General features: G+C 69.5%; 19 protein-coding genes. 16 read left to right on the forward strand and 3 right to left on the reverse strand.

The window, feature by feature from the left end:
* Positions 1 to 8 precede the first annotated feature (8 nt).
* Together AC07B0_RS37820 and AC07B0_RS37825 are read left to right on the forward strand one after the other, a co-directional pair.
* The gene (locus AC07B0_RS37820; protein WP_469383511.1) at positions 9 to 587 is read left to right on the forward strand and encodes a hypothetical protein; all 579 of its coding nucleotides are present in this window, start codon (positions 9 to 11) and stop codon (positions 585 to 587) included.
* Positions 581 to 1,525, forward strand: coding sequence for an ATP-binding protein (locus AC07B0_RS37825; protein WP_478900279.1), 945 nt, complete (start codon positions 581 to 583; stop codon positions 1,523 to 1,525). The genes AC07B0_RS37820 and AC07B0_RS37825 overlap by 7 nt, the downstream gene beginning before the upstream one ends.
* A 214-nt stretch (positions 1,526 to 1,739) precedes the next feature.
* On the opposite strand, the gene AC07B0_RS37830 is transcribed toward AC07B0_RS37825, so the two are convergent.
* Positions 1,740 to 2,066, reverse strand: a complete 327-nt coding sequence (locus AC07B0_RS37830; protein WP_469383478.1) for a hypothetical protein — start codon at positions 2,064 to 2,066, stop codon at positions 1,740 to 1,742.
* Between the two features lie 664 nt (positions 2,067 to 2,730).
* On the opposite strand from AC07B0_RS37830, the gene AC07B0_RS37835 reads away from it, so the two are divergent.
* The 14 genes from AC07B0_RS37835 to AC07B0_RS37900 all read left to right on the forward strand — a co-directional run bounded on the left by AC07B0_RS37835 (position 2,731) and on the right by AC07B0_RS37900 (position 16,828).
* Positions 2,731 to 3,246 (forward strand): hypothetical protein, encoded by a 516-nt coding sequence (locus AC07B0_RS37835; RefSeq protein WP_469383480.1) that lies wholly within the window; start codon positions 2,731 to 2,733, stop codon positions 3,244 to 3,246.
* A complete protein-coding gene (locus tag AC07B0_RS37840; protein ID WP_469383482.1) occupies positions 3,240 to 4,193 on the forward strand; it encodes an ATP-binding protein in 954 nt (317 codons plus the stop codon). Before AC07B0_RS37835 ends, AC07B0_RS37840 begins: the two co-directional genes overlap by 7 nt.
* Before the next feature lie 21 nt (positions 4,194 to 4,214).
* Positions 4,215 to 4,910, forward strand: a complete 696-nt coding sequence (locus AC07B0_RS37845; protein WP_469383484.1) for an SAF domain-containing protein — start codon at positions 4,215 to 4,217, stop codon at positions 4,908 to 4,910.
* Entirely contained in the window at positions 4,910 to 5,731 is an 822-nt protein-coding gene (locus AC07B0_RS37850) for a hypothetical protein (RefSeq protein WP_467299631.1), read from the forward strand. The genes AC07B0_RS37845 and AC07B0_RS37850 overlap by 1 nt, the downstream gene beginning before the upstream one ends.
* Entirely contained in the window at positions 5,728 to 7,296 is a 1,569-nt protein-coding gene (locus AC07B0_RS37855) for a CpaF family protein (protein WP_469383488.1), read from the forward strand. The genes AC07B0_RS37850 and AC07B0_RS37855 overlap by 4 nt, the downstream gene beginning before the upstream one ends.
* The gene (locus AC07B0_RS37860; RefSeq protein ID WP_469383491.1) at positions 7,293 to 8,225 is read left to right on the forward strand and encodes a type II secretion system F family protein; all 933 of its coding nucleotides are present in this window, start codon (positions 7,293 to 7,295) and stop codon (positions 8,223 to 8,225) included. The genes AC07B0_RS37855 and AC07B0_RS37860 overlap by 4 nt, the downstream gene beginning before the upstream one ends.
* Positions 8,222 to 9,124, forward strand: coding sequence for a type II secretion system F family protein (locus tag AC07B0_RS37865; protein WP_469383493.1), 903 nt, complete (start codon positions 8,222 to 8,224; stop codon positions 9,122 to 9,124). The genes AC07B0_RS37860 and AC07B0_RS37865 overlap by 4 nt, the downstream gene beginning before the upstream one ends.
* A 26-nt stretch (positions 9,125 to 9,150) precedes the next feature.
* Positions 9,151 to 9,348 carry a hypothetical protein gene (locus AC07B0_RS37870; protein ID WP_422517580.1) on the forward strand — a complete coding sequence of 66 codons (198 nt, stop codon included), beginning with the start codon at positions 9,151 to 9,153 and terminating at the stop codon, positions 9,346 to 9,348.
* 71 nt (positions 9,349 to 9,419) lie between these two features.
* Positions 9,420 to 9,767, forward strand: coding sequence for a TadE/TadG family type IV pilus assembly protein (locus AC07B0_RS37875; protein ID WP_469383496.1), 348 nt, complete (start codon positions 9,420 to 9,422; stop codon positions 9,765 to 9,767).
* Entirely contained in the window at positions 9,764 to 10,213 is a 450-nt protein-coding gene (locus AC07B0_RS37880; RefSeq protein WP_467299641.1) for a TadE/TadG family type IV pilus assembly protein, read from the forward strand. Before AC07B0_RS37875 ends, AC07B0_RS37880 begins: the two co-directional genes overlap by 4 nt.
* 13 nt (positions 10,214 to 10,226) lie before the next feature.
* Complete coding sequence (locus AC07B0_RS37885; protein ID WP_467299643.1) at positions 10,227 to 10,655, forward strand: pilus assembly protein TadG-related protein; 429 nt, start codon at positions 10,227 to 10,229, stop codon at positions 10,653 to 10,655.
* A gap of 5 nt (positions 10,656 to 10,660) precedes the next feature.
* Complete coding sequence (locus AC07B0_RS37890) at positions 10,661 to 14,398, forward strand: LysM peptidoglycan-binding domain-containing protein (RefSeq protein ID WP_478900281.1); 3,738 nt, start codon at positions 10,661 to 10,663, stop codon at positions 14,396 to 14,398.
* Positions 14,399 to 14,585: 187 nt separating this feature from the next.
* Positions 14,586 to 16,073: a DUF2637 domain-containing protein gene (locus AC07B0_RS37895; protein WP_478900283.1), complete on the forward strand. Its 1,488-nt coding sequence runs from the start codon at positions 14,586 to 14,588 to the stop codon at positions 16,071 to 16,073.
* 35 nt (positions 16,074 to 16,108) lie between these two features.
* Positions 16,109 to 16,828 carry a prepilin peptidase gene (locus AC07B0_RS37900; RefSeq protein ID WP_478900284.1) on the forward strand — a complete coding sequence of 240 codons (720 nt, stop codon included), beginning with the start codon at positions 16,109 to 16,111 and terminating at the stop codon, positions 16,826 to 16,828.
* 62 nt (positions 16,829 to 16,890) lie between these two features.
* On the opposite strand, the gene AC07B0_RS37905 is transcribed toward AC07B0_RS37900, so the two are convergent.
* Both AC07B0_RS37905 and AC07B0_RS37910 read right to left on the reverse strand, forming a co-directional pair.
* Positions 16,891 to 17,997 carry a serine hydrolase domain-containing protein gene (locus AC07B0_RS37905; protein ID WP_469383505.1) on the reverse strand — a complete coding sequence of 369 codons (1,107 nt, stop codon included), beginning with the start codon at positions 17,995 to 17,997 and terminating at the stop codon, positions 16,891 to 16,893.
* Between the two features lie 58 nt (positions 17,998 to 18,055).
* The coding region (locus tag AC07B0_RS37910) for a DUF4097 family beta strand repeat-containing protein (RefSeq protein WP_478900286.1) at positions 18,056 to 18,355 on the reverse strand (300 nt) is incomplete at its 5' end.

Raw genomic sequence — 18,355 nt, forward strand, 5'->3', positions numbered from 1 at the left:
ACGGGGACATGCCAGTGGCACACCTGATTCATACCGGCACACGTCGCACGGCTCTGCCACTCGCCGTGGGCTCAGCCGCAGTCGCGGTACTGGCCGGCTGCACCAGCGGGGCGGCGCAGCAGCACTCGGCGGCTACGCCTTCCGCCTCGCCCTCCGCGCCTGCGGACCCGCAGGCCGCCGCGAAGGCGGAGGTGAGCACGGCCTATCGCGGCTACTGGGATGCCCAGACCGCGGCCTTCGCCAAGGCGGACGTCCGCGACACCGGTCTGGAGAAGTACGCGTTCGACCAGGCATACAGCAAGGCCTTCGCGGACGTGGCCACGATGAAAGTGAACGGGAGCGTAATGACGGGGAAGCCCCAGATCACGCCTGAAGTCACGGCGGTCAGCCTCGAACAGGACCCGAAGAAAGCATCCATCAGCGACTGCGTCGACGTCACGAACTGGAAGGTCGTCGACCCGAAGACGGGCAAGGAATTCCCTCTGCCCTCCGAGCGCCTCAAGCGCTTCATCACGAAGTTCGAGGCACGCACCGTCGGAGGCGTGTGGAAGATCGTATCCGTCGAGCAGCAGGACCGCACATGCTGAGGTCGCGCGTCGCCCCGGTCGTGCTCACCGTCCTTCTCGCGGTCATGGGTGTCGTGCTCCAGCCGATGACACCCGCCGTGGCGGACGGCCCCGATGTCGGTCACTGCAACTCGTGGGTATGCGGCGGCGTCAACGTGCCCGGAAAGCCTCCCATCGGAGGAGGCGGCGGCGGAGGCGGAGGCGGAGGCGGAGGCGGAGGAGGCGGAGGTCAGGGGCCCGGAACGACATGCGCCACCGGAGCCACGCACAACGGTATCTATCCGTGCGAGATCCCTGGGATCGGCCGGTTCGACGACGCGTCCTGCTACATCGGTCTCGCCAACCCCCAGCCGCCGAAGTCCGACCCCGTATGGCAGGGCCACGCCGATGGCGCCATCTACTACCACGCATGCCTGGCCCAGACGCACGGGCTGCCCAACGGGCAGAACGGCGGCTTCGTCCAGTGGCACGCCACAGACCCCCTGGGTACGGGCCCGTCGGCGGCCCAGCTCGCCCAGCAGGCCTTCGACCGGATGCGCTTGGACGGAGCCCAGATCGGCTCCGCGCCGCCTGCGGGCTCCGAGGGGCTCGTCGGTCTTCCCGTCTGGCTGTGGACCGCGCAGTCGCCCCAGACGTGGGGGCCACAGACGATGACGGTCTCCGCCGGCGGCCTGTCCGTCACGGTGACGGCCAAGGTGAAGGGCATCGGCTGGTCGATGGGTGACGGCACCACGGTGACCTGCACCAAGCCGGGCACACGGTACGAGAAGAGCTACGGCAAGGCGGACTCCCCGGACTGCGGTCACCGCTACACGAAGGTCGGCAGCTTCACCATCACGGCCACCAGCACGTGGACGGTGGACTGGGCCGCCACCAACGGCGAGAACGGCAGGCTTCCGGATACCACCCGTACTTCTTCGACCACGGCCCGCGTCGGCGAGCTACAGGTCGTCAACTAGCCCGACGCACAGAAGAGGGTGTGACAACGACGATCACATCCTGGAGCTCCGGGACCACACCAAACTGCACACGGCAAAGGTGATGGGATCCGCCGCTCTCGGATGTTCGGGCGCGGTTCGGCAGGGTCGCTGTGACCACCGCGCAGAGGGCGGCTCAAACCGCGCACACGGCACCGTCGAGAGGTGTGCCACTGATCGCGCTGATCACGAAGCGTTACATCCCGCCTTCCAGAGAGTCGGCCGCGTATGCCGCTGCCTCCCTCATGCTGCGGCGCCGCCGGTAGCGGCGGATGACACCACCGGATCCGATTCCGGCTTGGATTTCCAGCACGGGGACGTCGGAGGCAAGGCCGAGCTCAGCCCGGCGCTTCCTGAGGTCGTCCAAGACCACGGCCAGCTCCTCCTGAGGGAGACCGTCGAGATGTCTGACCACGTCACGGGCCACTTGGTTGCGCTCTATGACCGATAACACAACGAAGTCGTCCCAGCCAGGGAGCAGAAACGCACTGGGCGCGCCGAGGACTGCGGCCAGGGCCGTCAAGGTGTTGGTCGTAGGATTCTCGTCGTCGCCCCGGCGGAGGTTGGCGAGCTGCTGGACCGACCCTCCGCGTGTGTGTCCGGGGAGGGTGCGGAACTCTTCGGAAAGAGTCCGGTTCGATGGTGGCTCTCCGTCAGGCCCCGGTCGGCGGCGCAGGAGGAACCCGAGTTTGGCGGCTAGGCTCAACATTGGTACCGACCAATATCACCGATCAATTGCTTCAGGCCACAGGTTGTTGAAAACTTCACGGCCGCTGGCTTCACGGATGCAAGCTCTCATGTCACGTCACACTTTAGTTGACAGTCACTCAACTTCCTGTAGATGATCGGGTAGTCAGCCTTCTGGCCGCCTGCGTGGCCGGAAAGGTGTATCTGGTGCAACCCTGACCAGTCGGGTGGCACCGCGGGGACCTTGGGGGAGGGCCACCGTGAGCATGAAGTCGCGTTCATTTGCGTCCAGGCGAGGATCTCGCCGAGGGCCACGCCGGGACATCCCGCCTTCGCACACCCGTCGGCCGGACCTGGCCCACGGACCGATCGACTGTCCCCTTCGGGCCACGGCCTGCGCAAAGCGGCTTCCTGATCACCACTCATCCCAGGGGTACATCCCAGTGACACTCTCGGCACATGCCCGGACAAGCCGCACCGGCCTGGTTCTGACCACGGTCGTGGCCACGGCCGCAACACTCGCCGGCTGCGGGGGGAGCAAGCCGCAGGCGGCGCCGTCCGCATCACCCTCGGAGTCCGCCTCGGCGAGCGCGGACCCGCAGTCCGCGGCCAAGGCCGAAGTAGCCATCGCCTACCGCGGCTTCTGGGACGCACAGGTCAAGGCCTTCGCGAAGGCGGACGTCCGTGACACCGGGCTGGAGAACTTCGCCTTCGACCAGGCCTACACACAGGCGCTCGCCAACGTCGCGAGCATGAAGGTGAGCGGAAGCGCCATGAAGGGGGAGCCCTCCCTCAAGCCCGAAGTGACGGCCGTCAGCGTGGACGAGAGCCCGAAGAAGGCCACCATCACCGACTGCGTCGACGGCACCGCCTGGCTGCTCGTCGACGCCAAGACGGGCGCCGAACGCCCGTTGCCGGCCGACAGGATGAAACGATTCGTCACCCGATTCGAGGCTCGCACCGTCGGCGACAAGTGGATGATCGTCACCGTCGATCACCAGGACCGCGCATGCTGAGGCTCCGCGCCCTGCCGGCCGTGGTCCTCACCGTCCTCGCCTCGCTGGCGTTCCTGGTTCCCTCCGCTCCACGCGCCTGGGCGACGGACCCGAAACCAAATGTCGACTACTGCGGACAGCACGTCTGCGACTGGGTCGGCGTCCCGGGCAATCCGTCCAAGCCCGGCGGCGGTGGCAAGCCCGGCACGGGCGGCGGTGGCGGCGGTGGCGGTGGTGGCGACAAGCCGCCGGTCAGCGACGGAAAGACCTGCGCCACCGGCGCCACGCACGTCGGACCGTGGCCCTGCAAGCTCGACGGAGTCGGCGACTACCACGACGGCACCGGCTGCTACGTACAGCTGACCTCCCCGCAACCGCCGAAGTCCGAAGCCATCTGGGCAGGACACACCGACGGAGCGATCTACACGTTCACATGCATCGGGCTGACGCACGGCATGAGCGGAAGCCTGCGCTGGATGGCCACCAACCCCATGGAACAAGGGCCCACCCCTGCCGAACTGGCGCAGCAGGCGTTCAGCAGGATGCGCTTGGACAGTGCGGCGATCGGCATCGCGCCTCCCGCCGGATCCCAGGGTCTGGTCGGTATGCCCGTCTGGATGTGGACCGCGCAGACACCTCAGACCTGGGGTCCGCAGTCGATGACCACCGCCGCCGGCGGCCTCTCCGTCACGGTCACGGCGAAGGTGACAGGCATGGCCTGGTCCATGGGCGACGGCACGACCATCACCTGTACGAAGCCGGGCACCCCGTACACGCCGAGCTTCGGCAAGGCCGACTCCCCCGACTGCGGCCACCGCTACACCAAGGTCGGCAACCACACCATCACCGCCACGAGTACCTGGACCGTGTCCTGGGTCTCCAACACCGGCCAGACCGGCACGATCCCCGACACCACCCGCTCTTCTTCGACCACGGCCCGCATCGGCGAGCTGCAGGTCGTCAACTAGCCCGAGGAACGAAGCAAGACGATGGCAACGACGATCACATCCAGGAAGCCCAACGGCTCCGAGCAGCAGTCGGTCCCGGCAGGTCCGCTGCCGATCACCCAGGAGGCACCGCGCCGCCGACGACGACCCGTGGTGGTGGGCGCCGGCCTGGCGCTGGCAGCCGTGGGCGCGCTCGTGGCGGTCTGGCAGGTCAATGAGGCCGGTAACCGGGTTGCCGTCATCGCGCTCGCCCACGACGTCAAGGCGGGCGAGGTCGTCAAGGCAAGTGACCTCGTGGCGGCCGAGGTCGCTCCCGACCCTGCCCTCAAGCCTGTGCCGGTAACGCGGAGCAAGGAGATCGTGGGCAAGACCGCAGCCGCAGACCTCCCCAAGGGGACACTCATCACCGGCGCCTCGGTCAGTGAGGGTGCCAACGTGGCGAAGGGCCGCGACACCGTCGGGCTCCTGGCCAAGCCCGGCCAGCTGCCCGCCCAGCGCCTGCGGGCCGGTGACGCGGTCATGGTCGTCAACACCCCGCAGGAGAACGCCGACCCGACGAAGGGCGGCCAGAAGCCGGCCATGCCGGACAGCATCAGCGCCGTCGTCGTCGGTGTGTCCGACCCCGACGCGAACGGGGCGCAGGTCGTCGATGTGGCCGTCGCCCCCACGGACAGCGCACCGCTGGCCACCTGGGCTGCCCGCGGCAGTGCGGCGATCGTGCTGAAGGCGAGGAAGTAGTGGCCGTCATCGCGCTCGTGTCGGGCAAGTCGTCCGGGGTCACCTGTTCGGCTCTCGCGCTCGCCCTGGCCTCCCCGAGGCCGTCCCTGCTCGTCGAGGCGGATCCCGCCGGCGGAACCGTCCGGGCGGGGTACCTCGGTGGCGAGGGCAGCGCAGCCGTGGGCATGCACCGGCTGGCCGCCGCCGACCGGCAGTCCACCCTGCCCAAGGAGTTCGCCAAGCACTTCGTCAGCCTCGAACGGGACCTCACCGGCAACCGGATGCTGCTCCCGGGTCTGACCGACCCCTCGCAAGCGCCTTCCCTCGCGCGGACCTGGGACCAGATCGCCACGCTCCTGGGTGTCATGGACCAGAGCGGTTACGACGTGATCATCGACGCCGGTCGGATCGTTCCCGAATCGGAGACGCGGCTGAGCACTACGGCATATCCGACGCCGTTGCTGCGCCGGGCCGACGCCGTCCTTCTGGTCGTACGGACCACGCAGGCGTCGATCACCTCCGCGGCGCCCGCTGTGCGGATCCTGCGCGAGGAGCTGTCCCACAACGGCACCGGGGCCGACGCCCTGGGTCTGCTCCTCATCGAGGAGGGGACCTTTTCATCCAGCAACGTGCAGCAGGAACTGCAGACCCCGGTCATCGGGATGCTCGCATGGGATCCCGACACCGCTGACGTTTTCACCCACGGCAATTTCAAGCGGACTCCGAAGGCGCTGCTGCGCTCGGCCCGCACCGCGCACAGCCCCATCAACGAGCTCGTGACCCGGCGCAGGATCCAGCTGCGTCCGGCCACGATGGCCGCGGTGGCAGGGAAGGCCTCATGACCGACACCCGCCCGGAATCCCCGGGGATTTCCGACCTTGAGCACCTGTTCACGCAGGCTCTCAGCCAGACGCCGGTGCCTGCCCCGAAGCTCACTGCCGTTGCCGGCCAGGCCGCGGCAGTCACAAGCATTCCCGTGCCCGCGGCTTCGGCCTTCGACGGATCGACGCCCGGTACCCTCCCCGTCGGGCACGAGGTGATCACCGAACTCCGCGGCCGCGCCAGCGTCCGGATCGGCGAGGCTGCGGCGGCCGAGGCCGGGATGAGCGACCAGGACCGCCGTCAGCGCGGCCAGTCGATCATCAATGAGGTCGTCTCCCAGTGGGCGACGAAGTACGCCGCCACGGCCACACCGCTGTCCCCCGCCCAGGAGGCCCAGCTCAAGAAGGCCGTCTTCGACGAGCTGTTCAGGGCGGGTCGGCTCCAGCCTCTGCTAGACGACCCCAATGTCGAGAACATCATCATCAACGGCAGTCAGGTGCGCGTCGACTACGCCGACCGCCCCTCGCGGAAGTGGGATCCCGTCGCGGCGAGCGACAAGGACCTGATCGCGCTGATCAACCACATCAGCCGGATGCAGGGGCAGGGCGAAAGGGCTCTCACCCCGGCCACCCCGAACCTGAACATGCGCATGGCCGACGGATCGCGTCTCGCCGCCTCCGCCTGGGTCACGCCCAGCCCGCAGGTCGTCATCCGCCGTCACCGCACGCGTGGCCAAAGCCTCGAGGACCTCGTGCGCTGGGGCACCATCGACACCACCCTCGCCCACTTCCTGCGCGCCGCGGTGAAGGCCCGTCAGAACATTGTCATCGTCGGTTCCCAGGGTGTCGGAAAGACGTCACTGCTGCGTGCCATGGCCCGCGAGATCCCCCGTACCGAACGGGTCGGCACGCTGGAAAGCGAGTACGAGCTCTACCTCCACGAGGATCCCGACGGTCCTGAGGTCGTCGCCTACGAGGGACGCGAGTCCAACGGCGAGCGAGGGCCCGACGGCAAGCTTCAGGGTGAGCTGACCCTGTCCGACCTGTTCCCGCAGCTGCTGCGCATGTCGCTGCGCCGCGTCTTGGTCGGCGAGGTCCGAAGCCGCGAAGTCGTTCCGATGCTGCACAGCATGAACGAGGGCGAAGGCGGGTCCATGGCCACCCTCCACGCCCGGAGCGCGCAGCTGTCGATTGAGCGTCTGGCCACCCTTTGTCTGGAGGCCGGTATCGGCATGACCGAGGCCCTGGCCTACCGGCTCATCGCCCAGGCCATCAACCTGGTCGTGTACGTGCGCCTGGTCGACGAGACCGAGCTCGTCGGCCCGGACGGCAAGACGGGGCGAAAGCACCGTTTCGTCTCACACGTCATGGAAATCACCGGTATCGGTGAGGGCGGGCGGCCCAGCCACCAGATGGTCTTCGCTCCACGTGACGAAGACGGCCACCGAGAGGCCCGCGCGGTCCCGCACGGCAACATTTCCCCAGGACGGCTGGAAGACCTGGTCCGTTCCGGCCTCGACCGCAGGGTGCTGCACAACCGTTGGGGTACCTGGGGAGCGCCTCTGAACACGGTGATGCCGCTGTGACGCTCACACTCGGTTCCCTGCTCGCCGGCCTCGCCGGTCTCGCCGCGGTCGGTGGTCTCGCACTGGCCGTCGCGGGCGGTGTCGGCTGGGCTCCCTCCACGACCGTGCGTCGCCGTAGCCGTACCGAACGGCGGATCCGGTCCTTCCTGGGCAAGGACGCGCGGACGAAAACTGCCTGGTGGGCGCGTGGCAGCTCGCGCCTGGGCGCGGCTGTCCTCATCGGTATGGGGGTGTGGCTGTTCACGGGCTGGCCCATGGGCGGTCTGATCAGCGTCGCGATCATCGTCGGGCTGCCCTGGCTGCTCAACACGAGCGGCTCCGGCAAGAGCCAGATCCTCAAGCTGGAAGGCGTCGAGGAGTGGGTGCGGCGCATGTCAGACATCCACACCGTCGGCGTCAGCCTGGAGGCATCGGTCCAGCGGAGCCTGGAGACGGTCCCCAAGGCCATCAAGGAAGACGTGACCCTCCTGGTGTCGCGCCTCACGGCCGGCTGGCTTCCCCAGGACGCCTACCGGGCTTTCGCCGATGACCTCAACGACGCCACCGTCGACGAGGTGGTCGCCCTGCTGATTCTGCACGTCGAGGACCGCGGAGCCGGCCTGAGCCGCGCGATGCGCGAGCTCGCCGAAGCACTCAGCCACGAGGTTCTCATGCGTCGCGAGGTGGAGGCCGACCGGCAGAAGCCCCGTACCAACGACCGCTGGGTGACGATCTTTTGCCTGGGCATTTTCGGGATGACGATGCTCTCCGGCGGATACGTCGAGCCCTATGACACCGTGACGGGCCAGATCGTCCTGGTAGGTGTCGGAGTCGGCTTCGTCCTGGTGAAGATCTGGATGCGGAAGATGGCTGTCATCGAGCCCGCCCCCCGGTTCCTCTCCTCCGCCGACCGCTCCGGCGCCGGCCTCAGCCTGGAGGAGTCCTCGTGATCCTTTCCCCGTACGCCGTGGTCGGCGGTGCCATCGCCGGTCTCGGGCTGGTGGTCGCGGCCCGCGGCCTCGTGCCCGGCCGGCCCGATCTCAAAGACGTGCTGGCGCGTATGGACGCCGGCCGCCTGGAGAACCTCGAACCCAACCGTTACACCAGCGACCCCGACTCGCTGATGGAGAAGGCCGGCGCCGCCCTGTTGCGGGTCGCGGGCGAGGGCACCCTGCGGCTTCCCCGCCAACAGCTGGAACTCGTCGGCCGGTCGCCCGCCGCCCACCTGGGCCGCAAGATCGGTCTCGCGTTGTACGGATTGCTTCTGCCCGTACTGGGCGTGAGCCTGGCCAACCTCGGCGGCTTCCCGGTTCCCTTCGCGATTCCGGCGATCGCCGGTCTCGCCTTGGCCGTGGTCTTCTGGCTGCTCCCGGACCTGCAGCTCAAGCAGCAGGCGACCGAAGCACGCGAGGACTTCCGCCACGCCATCAAGGCGTACCTCCGCTTGGTCCAGCTGGAACGAGCGGCTGACGCGGCGCCCACCCAGGCCCTGAGGAAGGCGGCGGAGGTGGGCGACGGCTGGGTCTTCGCGAAGATCCGAGACACGATCACCCGCGCCGAGCTGGAAGGCATCAGCCCGTGGGAGGGTCTCAAGCGGCTCTCCGTCGAACTGGACGTCCCCGAGCTCGGCGCTCCCGCCGACATCATCGCCATCGCCGGTGAGGAGGGCGCAGCTGTCGGGGACACCCTCGGCGCCCAGGCACGCTCCCTTTCCGGAGCGCTCGTCACCGCGGCAAAAGCGCAGGCCAACACCGCCAGCGAAAAAATGGTCATGCCCGTGGCGATGCTCGTGCTGATCATGACCGTCTACATCGGCTATCCCGCGCTCTCGCGGATCATGGCCAGCTGACTCCCAGAAAGACAAGGAACTTCACCATGCAGAAAGACTCGACCTTCGACTTCCTCAAGGTCTACTTCGGGGCTCGTCTGGAGAAGCTGCGGCAGGTCCGCGACGACCGCGGGGCGATCTCCATCGAGACGATGATGATCGTCGCCGGTCTCGTCGTGGTCGCGGCCATCGCCGCCGGCGTCATCCTCACCAAGGTCAACGAGAAGGCGAAAGAGATCAAGTGACCTGGCCCCACAGGGCCGTCCGACGCTGGTCCCGCGCGCTCGCCGACCGCGGCGCGCGGGACCGCGGAGGGATGAGCCTTGAAATGCTCATCGTCTTCCCCGTCGTGCTGCTGATCATCCTGCTCGTCGTGCACGTCGGATTGTGGTGGCATGCCCGCAACGTCGCGATGTCGGCGGCCCAGCTGGGTGTCGAGTCCTCGCGGGTCCGTGGTGCGTCGATCGACACCGGGACCGCGGAAACCCGGAACTTCCTGGCCAGGGCGGGCGGCAGCATCTCCGGCACGGCCGTGAGTGGCAGCAAGGGGGCGACCGTACGCATCCGGGTCACCGGGTACGTCGACACCATGGTGCCCGGGCTCCGGCTCAGGATCGACCAGCACGCGGATGCCGCCGCCGAGCGCGTGACGGAGGCGCGATGAAGAGCCTCGTACGCCGGCTGAGGAGCACCGCGTCCGATCGTGGGGCGCTGTCGCTCGAGGCGATGGTGCTGTTCCCTGTACTGATCATGGTCCTGTTGCTCGTCGTGGCCTTCGGCCGCGTCACCTCCTCGCACAACGCGGTTGACACGGCCGCGCGCAACGCTGCCAGGGCCGCGTCCCTGGAGCGCAATGGAGGGTCGGCGAGCAGTGCCGGGCAGGCAACGGCCCGCAGCGTGCTGGGCCAGCAGGGACTGCAGTGCACGAGCACCTCTGTGTCGATCAGCACGGGAGGATTCGGCGCCCGCATCGGCGAGCCCGCGTCCACCACCGCGACGGTGACCTGCGTCGTCAACCTGTCCGACATCGCGCTTCCTGGACTGCCTGGGTCCAAGACCATGCGCAGCACGTTCACCTCACCGATCGACTCGTACCGCCAGCGCGGCTGACCAGGAAGAACGCATGAAATCCGCTCTCGCCCAACGCATACGCCCCGCCTGGCTGCGTGACCGCGGCTCGATGAGCCTGTTCGTCCTCGTCACCATCGTGGCACTGCTGGCCGTCGGCGCGCTCGTGGTCGATGGCGGCGGCAAACTGCGGGCCCGAACCCACGCCGAGGGCGTGGCCCATGAGGCGGCCAGGGCTGGCGGGCAAGCCGTCGATGCGGGCAAGGCCATCTCCGGCGGCGGGGTGAGCGTGGACCGCAACGCCGCGGTCGCCGCCGCACGCTCGTACCTGAGCAGCGCGGGCGTCAGTGGTTCGGTGAGCGTCAGCGAGGACGGGGGCTCACTGGAGGTCACCGTCCACGAGAACTACCAGCCCATATTCCTCGGAAGCGGCAGCTGGGCCGTCACCGGCCAGGGCCGCGCGAGCCTCGTCTACCGGGGGTAGCAGCGATGAAAACCCGAAGCACCACCGCAGCGATCCTGCGGGCGCTCCTCGCGCTCGTCGCCCTCGCCGTTCTCCTGGCCGGCGTGCCGTACGCGCTGCTGACCGTCGGAGTCCTGCCCGACCACGTGCCGAGCCTGGCCGAGGTCGGTACGGCCCTCACCAGCCCTGACAGCGGGGCCCTGTTCCTCGGGGCCATCACGCTGATCGGCTGGTACGGCTGGATCACCTTCGTCATATCGGTGATCCTCGAAACGGGCGCGGCACTGCGGCACCGCAGCGCCCCTCGCATCAAGCTCCTCGGAGGCTCGCAGCAACTCGCGGGCGCCCTGGTCGGCGGCATCCTGATTCTGCTGCCGACGGGCACCGCATTCGCCTCGCCCGCGACTACCGCGGCGCCGGTGGCTGCCGTCGCCTCGGCCCTCCCCCAGTCCTCCACGGCCCCGCAGGCTGTGACCGCGTCTGCCACCAGCGCGTACGACGGACCGGTACACCACGTCGTGAGCGGTGACTCGCTGTGGGACATCGCCGAGAAGAAGCTCGGCGGCGGTATCGAATGGCACCGCATCGTCGATGCCAACCAGGGTGTTCCCCAGGCGGACGGCACCTTCATCACCGCCGACACCACCGTGCTGCAGCCCGGCTGGATCCTGCGGCTCCCCGCAAGTGCCGCAGCTGCCGACACCGGCAGTTCCGGGGCAGGGGCCACAGCGCAGAACAGCGGCACGTCGACAGCCATCGGCTCCACCCATACGGTGCAGCCCGGTGAGACCCTGTCCTCCATTGCCGAGGACAAGCTCGGCGATGCCGCCGACTATCTCAAGATCGCGGAACTCAACCACGATGTCCGGCAGCCGGACGGACGGGTCCTCACCGACCCCGACAACATCCACCCCGGCTGGCAGCTCAAGCTCCCCGCGACCGGCGGCAGCGGCAGCGGCAGCGGCAGCGGCAGCGGCAGCGGGGGCTCGGCCACCCCTCCAAGTGCGCAGCAGCCGGCCCCGGAACACTCCGGGGAGCAGCACGACCAGACCGGGACTCCCGGACAGCACAAGCCGGACCAGGACGGAGGCCAGAAGGACGGTCAGGGCGGCGGCCAGCCCACGGCCCGTCCGGAGGCGCCCGCCGAGCAGCCGGCCGCTCAGGCGCCGGCACCCGAGAAACCGGCGGAGAAGCCTTCCACCGGCTCTCCCGCCGAGCAGGCCCCGGTGCCGCAGCATGACGGGTCCGACAGCGATTCGAGCATCAAGACGGTCGCTGCGGCCGGAAGCATCCTGGCCGCAGCGGTGCTCGCGGTCATCGCCACCCGGCGGGCACGTCAGCAGCGCCGGCGCCGTCCCAAGCGGCGCATTCCCATGCCCACGGGGGCGACCGCGGACTTCGAGAAGCAGCTCCGGGTGGCTTCCGACATCAGCGGTACCGTGCTGGCCGACCGCGCACTGCGCACCCTGGCCTTCAACTGCCGCAAGACGGCACACCCCCTGCCTGAAATCGAGGCGATGCGCATCACCGCGCGAGGGGTCGAGCTCCACTTGGCCGACGACGCCCCGCCGGTGGAGCCCTTCACGGAGCGCGAGGGCAAGCCGAGGGTGTGGTGGTGCCCGGCCCGCGGAGCCACCCTCCTGGACGAGGACCAGGCCACCGACGTCACACCGCCTTACCCGGCACTCGTCAGCCTCGGCGAGACGGAGGAAGGCGACGCGGTCCTGGTCGACCTGGAGAACATCGGCCTGTTGCGTCTGGCAGGCAGCCCGGCCGATGTGCGTGCGGTCATGCTCGCCCTCGCCGTGGAGCTCGCCTCCTCCAAGCTGGCGCCCGCCACTCAGATTGTTCTCGTGGGTGCGGGCAGCGACCTGTACACGCTCTACCCCGACCAGATCGGCCACCACGCTGAACTGGGCACGGCCACTGCGGAATTGCAGGCCCACGACGCCTTCCAGCGTGATGCTCTCGCCGGCGAGGGCCACGATCTTCTTCGCACTGCCCGGTTGAGCGAGGACACCTCTGGCGACACCTGGATTCCCCGCATCCTCATCGCCACCACCCCTCCCACTGGCCCGGCGGCCGCCGAGCTGGCGAACGTTCTGGCCGCGCGTCCGCGCACCTCCGTCGCCGTCGTCACCGCGGCGGCCGGGGAAATCGACGTCCCGGGTGCCTGGACCCTGCCCGCGCAGCCCGGCACCGCCGTCGAACTGCCGGACCTGGACTTGGCGGTCAAGCTGCAGTACCTGGACGACGTGTCCTATGACCGGCTCGTGCAGCTCCTCGCCACCTCGAGCCGGACCGACGACGTCGCCCCGCCCGCCTGGACCGACGGCACTGGGCCCACCGACCGCGACGGGCCCGGAGCCACGGTCGACAGCGACGAGGAGGCGTCCGCGCTCTCCCTGGACACCACCGGTGTCCTGCCGTCCTTGGACGGTTCCCCGGTGCCGAGGGTCGACCTGGCCACCGCGGTGCCCGACTTCACTTCTCTCACGCCCGCCTTCGTCGCCGAGCCGGACCGTCCGGACAGTGACGGCGGGGACTCCGGCCTGGCCGGGCAGGAGAGCGACAGTGCGCTGGCCCCTGCGGTCTCCGGTTTCCCCGCACCCGCGGGTGCCCATACCGACAGCGGCGCCGGGTTCGCCGAGGCTGAAGACCCCGTTTCCCCTGCCGACGAGCCCACGTACGCGCGGGGGCCGGAAGCAGAAGAAGCCTCCGCGCTGGGCGCGGAGGTGTGGGACGCGAAAGAGCCCGCTGACGATTTCGCCACCGTGCTCGACGAGGTGCTGGCTGAGCAGCACGACGACCAGGCGCTGACGCGCGACGGCGAGGAGGAGAAATCGGAGTCCGGGCTGTCGTCGGCCACGTTCGGAGAGTATGCGGCAGCACCAGCCGTGGCCGAGCCGCGCATCGTCCCCCGGCCAAGCGCCGCTACCTCTACCGTGCTGGCAGCGCTGTCCACACCCCTCCTGGTACCGGAAACGCCGCAGATCCATGTACTCGGCCCCGTGGCACTGGTGGGCGCGCGCGGCCGGGTGGGCAGCAACCGCCGTAACTCTCTTATGGAGATCGCCGCATGGCTCGTCCTGTACCCGGGGCTCGGGCGACAGGACCTCGACGACGCGATCTGGCCCGGCATGCGCATCAACGCCGAGACGCGCAACACAGCAGTCAGCCGGCTCCGCTCCTGGTTGGGCCAGGACGCCCGCCGGGCGGCCGACGACCCCCATGCCTCCTACCTCCCTCCCATCAAGGGCGGCGTCTACCGGTTCAACGACCAGGTGACCTCCGACTGGGACCGGTTCCGTGAGCTGTACCAGCAGGGCATGCACCATGACGGCCAGGACGCGGATGTCGCGCTCGCCCAGGCTCTGGCCCTGGTCCGCGGACGGCCGTTCGCCGACGTCGACCCCTCCAAGTACACCTGGGCAGAGGCCAACATCCAGGAGATGATCAGCGCGATCGTCGACGTCGCCCACGAACTCGCCGAGCGGCGCCGCCAGGCCCGCGACTACCGGGCTGCCGCCCAGGCCGTCACCAAGGGCATGCTCGTCGACAGCCAGTCGGAACTTCTCTACCGGGACCTCTTCACGATCTGCCACGAGATGGGCGACCGCGAGGGCCTGGAACGCGCTGCCCACCAGCTGGCCAGAATCAACGCCGAAGAGGGCGTCGACTCCACGCCCGAGACCGTCGGGCTGCTGCGCACCCTCCTCAAGGGCGAGCAGCCCCAGCCCACCCTGGGGTCCGCCGCCTCATGATCCCTCTCATCACGTGCCCGGTCCGTAGGTGTCACGCCGCACTGCCGCATCACACCTGTGGGGAGCAGAGGGCCTGTTCGACCGATCTCCCCATGGAGGAGACCAGGCCCATGAGCCGCCGGAAGCACTCCGCCGACCCGCTCGGCAGGCCGGTCACCCTGGCACACGCCCAGGAAGGAGGCCGCTGATGGACCTGTCCCAGTGGGCGATGCCCGCCGGCCTGGGCGTGGCGGGAACCGGCGCCGTCCTCACCGCCGGCTTGCTTCTCGGTCACCGGCGGCGCACCGGCGAGCAGAGCGCCACCGCCGAGGAGCGTGCCGAGCTCGCGCTTCAGCGCCGTCACGCCTTGCAGCGGCGCATGGCAGTCATCGCCCTTTCCATCGGCTGCCTGATGATGTTCGTCCTCGCGGGCATTGCCGCCTGGCTCAGCTTCGGTGCGCAGCGCGAGTACGCCCACGCTCACAACGGGGGCGACTGGGACGCCGCTACCGGGTTCGCGCTGTTGCTCGACGCGGGTGCGCTCAGCCTGTCCTTGATCAGGTTCTTCGAGGCCCTCACCCTGCGCTCTTCCGCCCTCACGCGGATATTGCTGCTCGCCTTCGTCAGCGCCTCGGCGGTGATGAACCTGCTCCACGCCCCAGGAGCCGGCGCCGGCAGCGCTTTCCTCGCCATGGTGCCGCCACTGGTCTACGCGATCCTGCTCGAGATGCTGCTCTTCAAAGTCGAGCAAGTGATCATGGGACCGCAGAAGCGCCCCAAGGCCGACCGGGAGCGGGGATACAGCCTGCTGCTGTGGCTTCCCTGGCCCATCGGCGCGCCGGTACAGATGTGGAAGGCGTGGCGGTCCGAGCTCCTTGCGACGATCGACAACGTACGGGTGACCGGCTCCCTGCGTCCTCTTCCGCGACCGGCCGAGCCAGTCGCGGCCACGGCTACCGCTCCGGTCCGCATGACGCTGGAAAGGACCGGTACGGACCGGCTTCCGGCCGTCCACCCGGCCGTCCCGGAGACGGCCCTGACCTCGTCGGCGAACGCGCTGCCCGCCCGTGTGCAGCCGCCCGTGGTGGAGGACGAGCCAGCCTCCGCCCCAGCGACCGCTGTCGCCACGGCACCGCTTGCTGCTGCCGATCCTGATGTGCGTGCCACCGCGGAACAGTTGCCGGAAGCGGCGTCGGCCACCGCCGGCCGCGGCCCTCTCGCTGAACCGGAAGCCGCTGCGGACCACGGCGAGCACCTCGAGGTCGCCCCCGGTCAGGTACCGAGCAGCACGGCCGGACGGGATGAGACCGAGGCGGAACGGCCAACCGCCGACGCGTCAGCCGGCCGGGAGCCCGGGACCCGGCACGATCACCCGGCACCCGAAAGGGGCAGAGGAGAGGTGTCAGGAGAACGCGGCCCGCAGATCGACCTGTCCACCCTCCCCGAGGACGAGGGGCCGCGCCAGCTCGCCGAGCGGATATACGTCGCCCACCAGGTCGCGGGGCTGCCCCTGGACAAGGTCGACCTGGCCCAGTGGGCCGGGTACACGAACCCGCGCTCCGGCGGAAACGAATACCGGCGCCTGGTACGCGAGTACGGGCCGATCCAGAAGGCGGAGGGGGCCTCCTTCACTGACTTGGACTGGTCCAGCCTCGACCGGCAGGACGGCCCCGCCTCGTCGCACGCGGCCGCCTGATCACCGTACGAGCCGCGTTCAAGGAGTCCCTTCACATGTCCGTTCTCAGCGTCGTCGTGGCTGCGGCCGCCGGAGCTGTGGTGAGCTACGTCGCGCGCCCCGTGGTCTTCGCCCGGTCGGTCCCCGCGCCCATGTCCTCCCGCTCCAGCTGCGCGCACTGCGGCAGCGATCTGCTCGGCCAGCGGCTCCGTCTGCTGCCGGTTTCCGGGCGCTGCCCGACGTGCAAGGAGCGAGTCGGGCCCCCTCGCCTCTCGGCGGAGGCGTTGGGCGCCGCCGTGTTCGCCGCGGTCGCGGCGGGTGGCGCGACCGGATGGTTCGCCGCTGCCCAGTACTGGCTCGCCGCGTGCGGCATCGCTCTGACACTGATCGACCTGGCCGTCCAGCGCCTCCCCGACGTACTCACCGCCCCGGCCTGCGCCGGAACGCTTCTGCTGCTCACCATGGCTGCCTTGGCCGGCGAGCCGGGCAGCCTCGGCCGCGCGGCTGCCGCCGCCGGCACCGTGACCGCCGTCTTCCTCCTGCTGGCGCTCTTCGCAGGGATGGGACTGGGCGACGTCAAGCTCGCCCCGGCGACCGGCGCGCTGCTCGGCTGGAACAGCTGGAGCAGCCTTTGGTGGGGCACCGTGGCCGGGTTCCTCGTTGGCGCGGTGTGCGCGGTGATCCTCCTGGCGGGCGGACGTGACCGGCGCTCCCAGGTCGCCTTCGGCCCTTTCATGATTCTCGGCGCTCTCGCCGTGTCCATCACGCACTGGTGAGATCCCCGCGAGCGGTCGCCGGCCCGGCACAGTCCTGAAGAGCCTCGGCCGGCTCGGCGCCGTCAGTCCGCAATCGGACCGCCGCCGAACACCTCCTTGACGAGGCTTTGTGTTGCCTTCAGGAACGCCGCTCCCAGGGACAGGGCCGCGTCGTCGACGTAGTTGAGGGCGGCGGTCAGGGTCCTGGTGCCGTCGGGGGTGCTGTACATCAGTGCCGCGTTGCCCGCCATGCCACCGTTGTGGGTGATGACGGTCCCGCCGTTCTCGCCCGTGTCCTGGACGAACACCCCCAGGCCGTAGCCGGCCTTGGGGTGCGGCGCGCACATCTCGGCCAGCAGCGGGGCCGGCAGGAGCCGGCCGCCCATCAGTGCGGCGATGAACGTGTGGAGGTCCCGGGGGGTCGAGATCATGTCGCCGCCGCTGGAGATCCAGGAGGGGTTCTGGCGGGTGACGTCGACCGTCTTCTCCTGCCCGGCCTCCTCGTACCGGAAGTAGCCGTGGGCGTACGGTTCGGGAACCTCCGGCTCGGTGGTCGGCGCCGTGGTGTCCGACAGCCCGAGGGGGCCGAGGATCCGGCGCTGCATCTCCTCGGCGACCGGGCGGCCGGTGACCTTCTCGATCAGCAGCCTGGCCAGTACGTAGTTGGTGTTGGAGTAGCTCCAGTCGGTCCCCGGCTCGAACCGCGCGGGCTTGGACAGCGCCAGCCGTACCAGCTCCTCCGGCCGGTAGGTCCTGAACCGGTTGTCCACCCACTCCCGGCCCGCGGTGGTGGCGGGGATCCCCGGCGCGAAGGTCCCGTCGTCGTAGTACTCGCCGGTGAAGTTGAACACCCCGCTGGTGTGCTGGAGCAGCATCCGTACGGTGATCCGCGGGTCCAGCCCGAACCCGGGCAGGTGGTCGGCCACCGGGGCGTCGAGGGTGACCGAGCCCTCGGCGACGAGTTGCAGCACCAGGGTCGCGGTGAAGGTCTTGGTGTTGCTGCCGATCCGGACGTGCCCGTTCGCCGGCGGCTTCGCGGTCTCGCCGCGCTTGCGCACCCCGGCGCTGCCGACCCATTCGCCCCGCTCGTCGTGCACGCGCAGGGTCACCCCGGTGAAACCGGACTCGACCATCTCCTCGATGACCTTCCGCAGTTCGGGGCGGTCCTGGCCGGTACGGGTGAGGGACATGGTGATGTGCTCCTTCGGGACGGTGGGAAAGTGCGACTGGGCCTGGGCGGTGGCTCGTTCAGAGGCTGCGGGCGGTGATGTCGCCGTAGGAGGTGGTCGCGTGGATGGTCAGGGCGGCGGTGGCGCCGTCGGTGTTGTTGAGGCTGTTGTTGATGCGGCCGTAGCCGGTGCCGGCGTCCAGGGAGGCGGAGACGCCGCGGGCGGCGCCGACGGTGACGTTGCCGGCCTCGGTGCGCAGGGTGACGGCGCCGTGGGTGGCCTCCGTGATGTGGAGGTCGCCCTTCTGCGTGCTGATCGTCGCGGGACCGCCGAGGCGTCCGACGGTGATGTCACCGGCCATCAGGGTCAGGCGGGCGTC

The organism is Streptomyces sp. NPDC044704 (assembly GCF_056433525.1).

Bases quoted from the DNA above. Each gene is read 5' to 3' on its own strand.
- AC07B0_RS37820 (WP_469383511.1), top strand. From the start codon at position 9: ATGCCAGTGGCACACCTGATTCATACCGGCACACGTCGCACGGCTCTG.
- AC07B0_RS37825 (WP_478900279.1), top strand. From the start codon at position 581: ATGCTGAGGTCGCGCGTCGCCCCGGTCGTGCTCACCGTCCTTCTCGCG.
- AC07B0_RS37840 (WP_469383482.1), top strand. From the start codon at position 3,240: ATGCTGAGGCTCCGCGCCCTGCCGGCCGTGGTCCTCACCGTCCTCGCC.
- AC07B0_RS37845 (WP_469383484.1), top strand. From the start codon at position 4,215: ATGGCAACGACGATCACATCCAGGAAGCCCAACGGCTCCGAGCAGCAG.
- AC07B0_RS37855 (WP_469383488.1), top strand. From the start codon at position 5,728: ATGACCGACACCCGCCCGGAATCCCCGGGGATTTCCGACCTTGAGCAC.
- AC07B0_RS37870 (WP_422517580.1), top strand. From the start codon at position 9,151: ATGCAGAAAGACTCGACCTTCGACTTCCTCAAGGTCTACTTCGGGGCT.
- AC07B0_RS37875 (WP_469383496.1), top strand. From the start codon at position 9,420: ATGAGCCTTGAAATGCTCATCGTCTTCCCCGTCGTGCTGCTGATCATC.
- AC07B0_RS37880 (WP_467299641.1), top strand. From the start codon at position 9,764: ATGAAGAGCCTCGTACGCCGGCTGAGGAGCACCGCGTCCGATCGTGGG.
- AC07B0_RS37885 (WP_467299643.1), top strand. From the start codon at position 10,227: ATGAAATCCGCTCTCGCCCAACGCATACGCCCCGCCTGGCTGCGTGAC.
- AC07B0_RS37890 (WP_478900281.1), top strand. From the start codon at position 10,661: ATGAAAACCCGAAGCACCACCGCAGCGATCCTGCGGGCGCTCCTCGCG.
- AC07B0_RS37895 (WP_478900283.1), top strand. From the start codon at position 14,586: ATGGACCTGTCCCAGTGGGCGATGCCCGCCGGCCTGGGCGTGGCGGGA.
- AC07B0_RS37900 (WP_478900284.1), top strand. From the start codon at position 16,109: ATGTCCGTTCTCAGCGTCGTCGTGGCTGCGGCCGCCGGAGCTGTGGTG.
- AC07B0_RS37905 (WP_469383505.1), bottom strand. From the start codon at position 17,997: ATGTCCCTCACCCGTACCGGCCAGGACCGCCCCGAACTGCGGAAGGTC.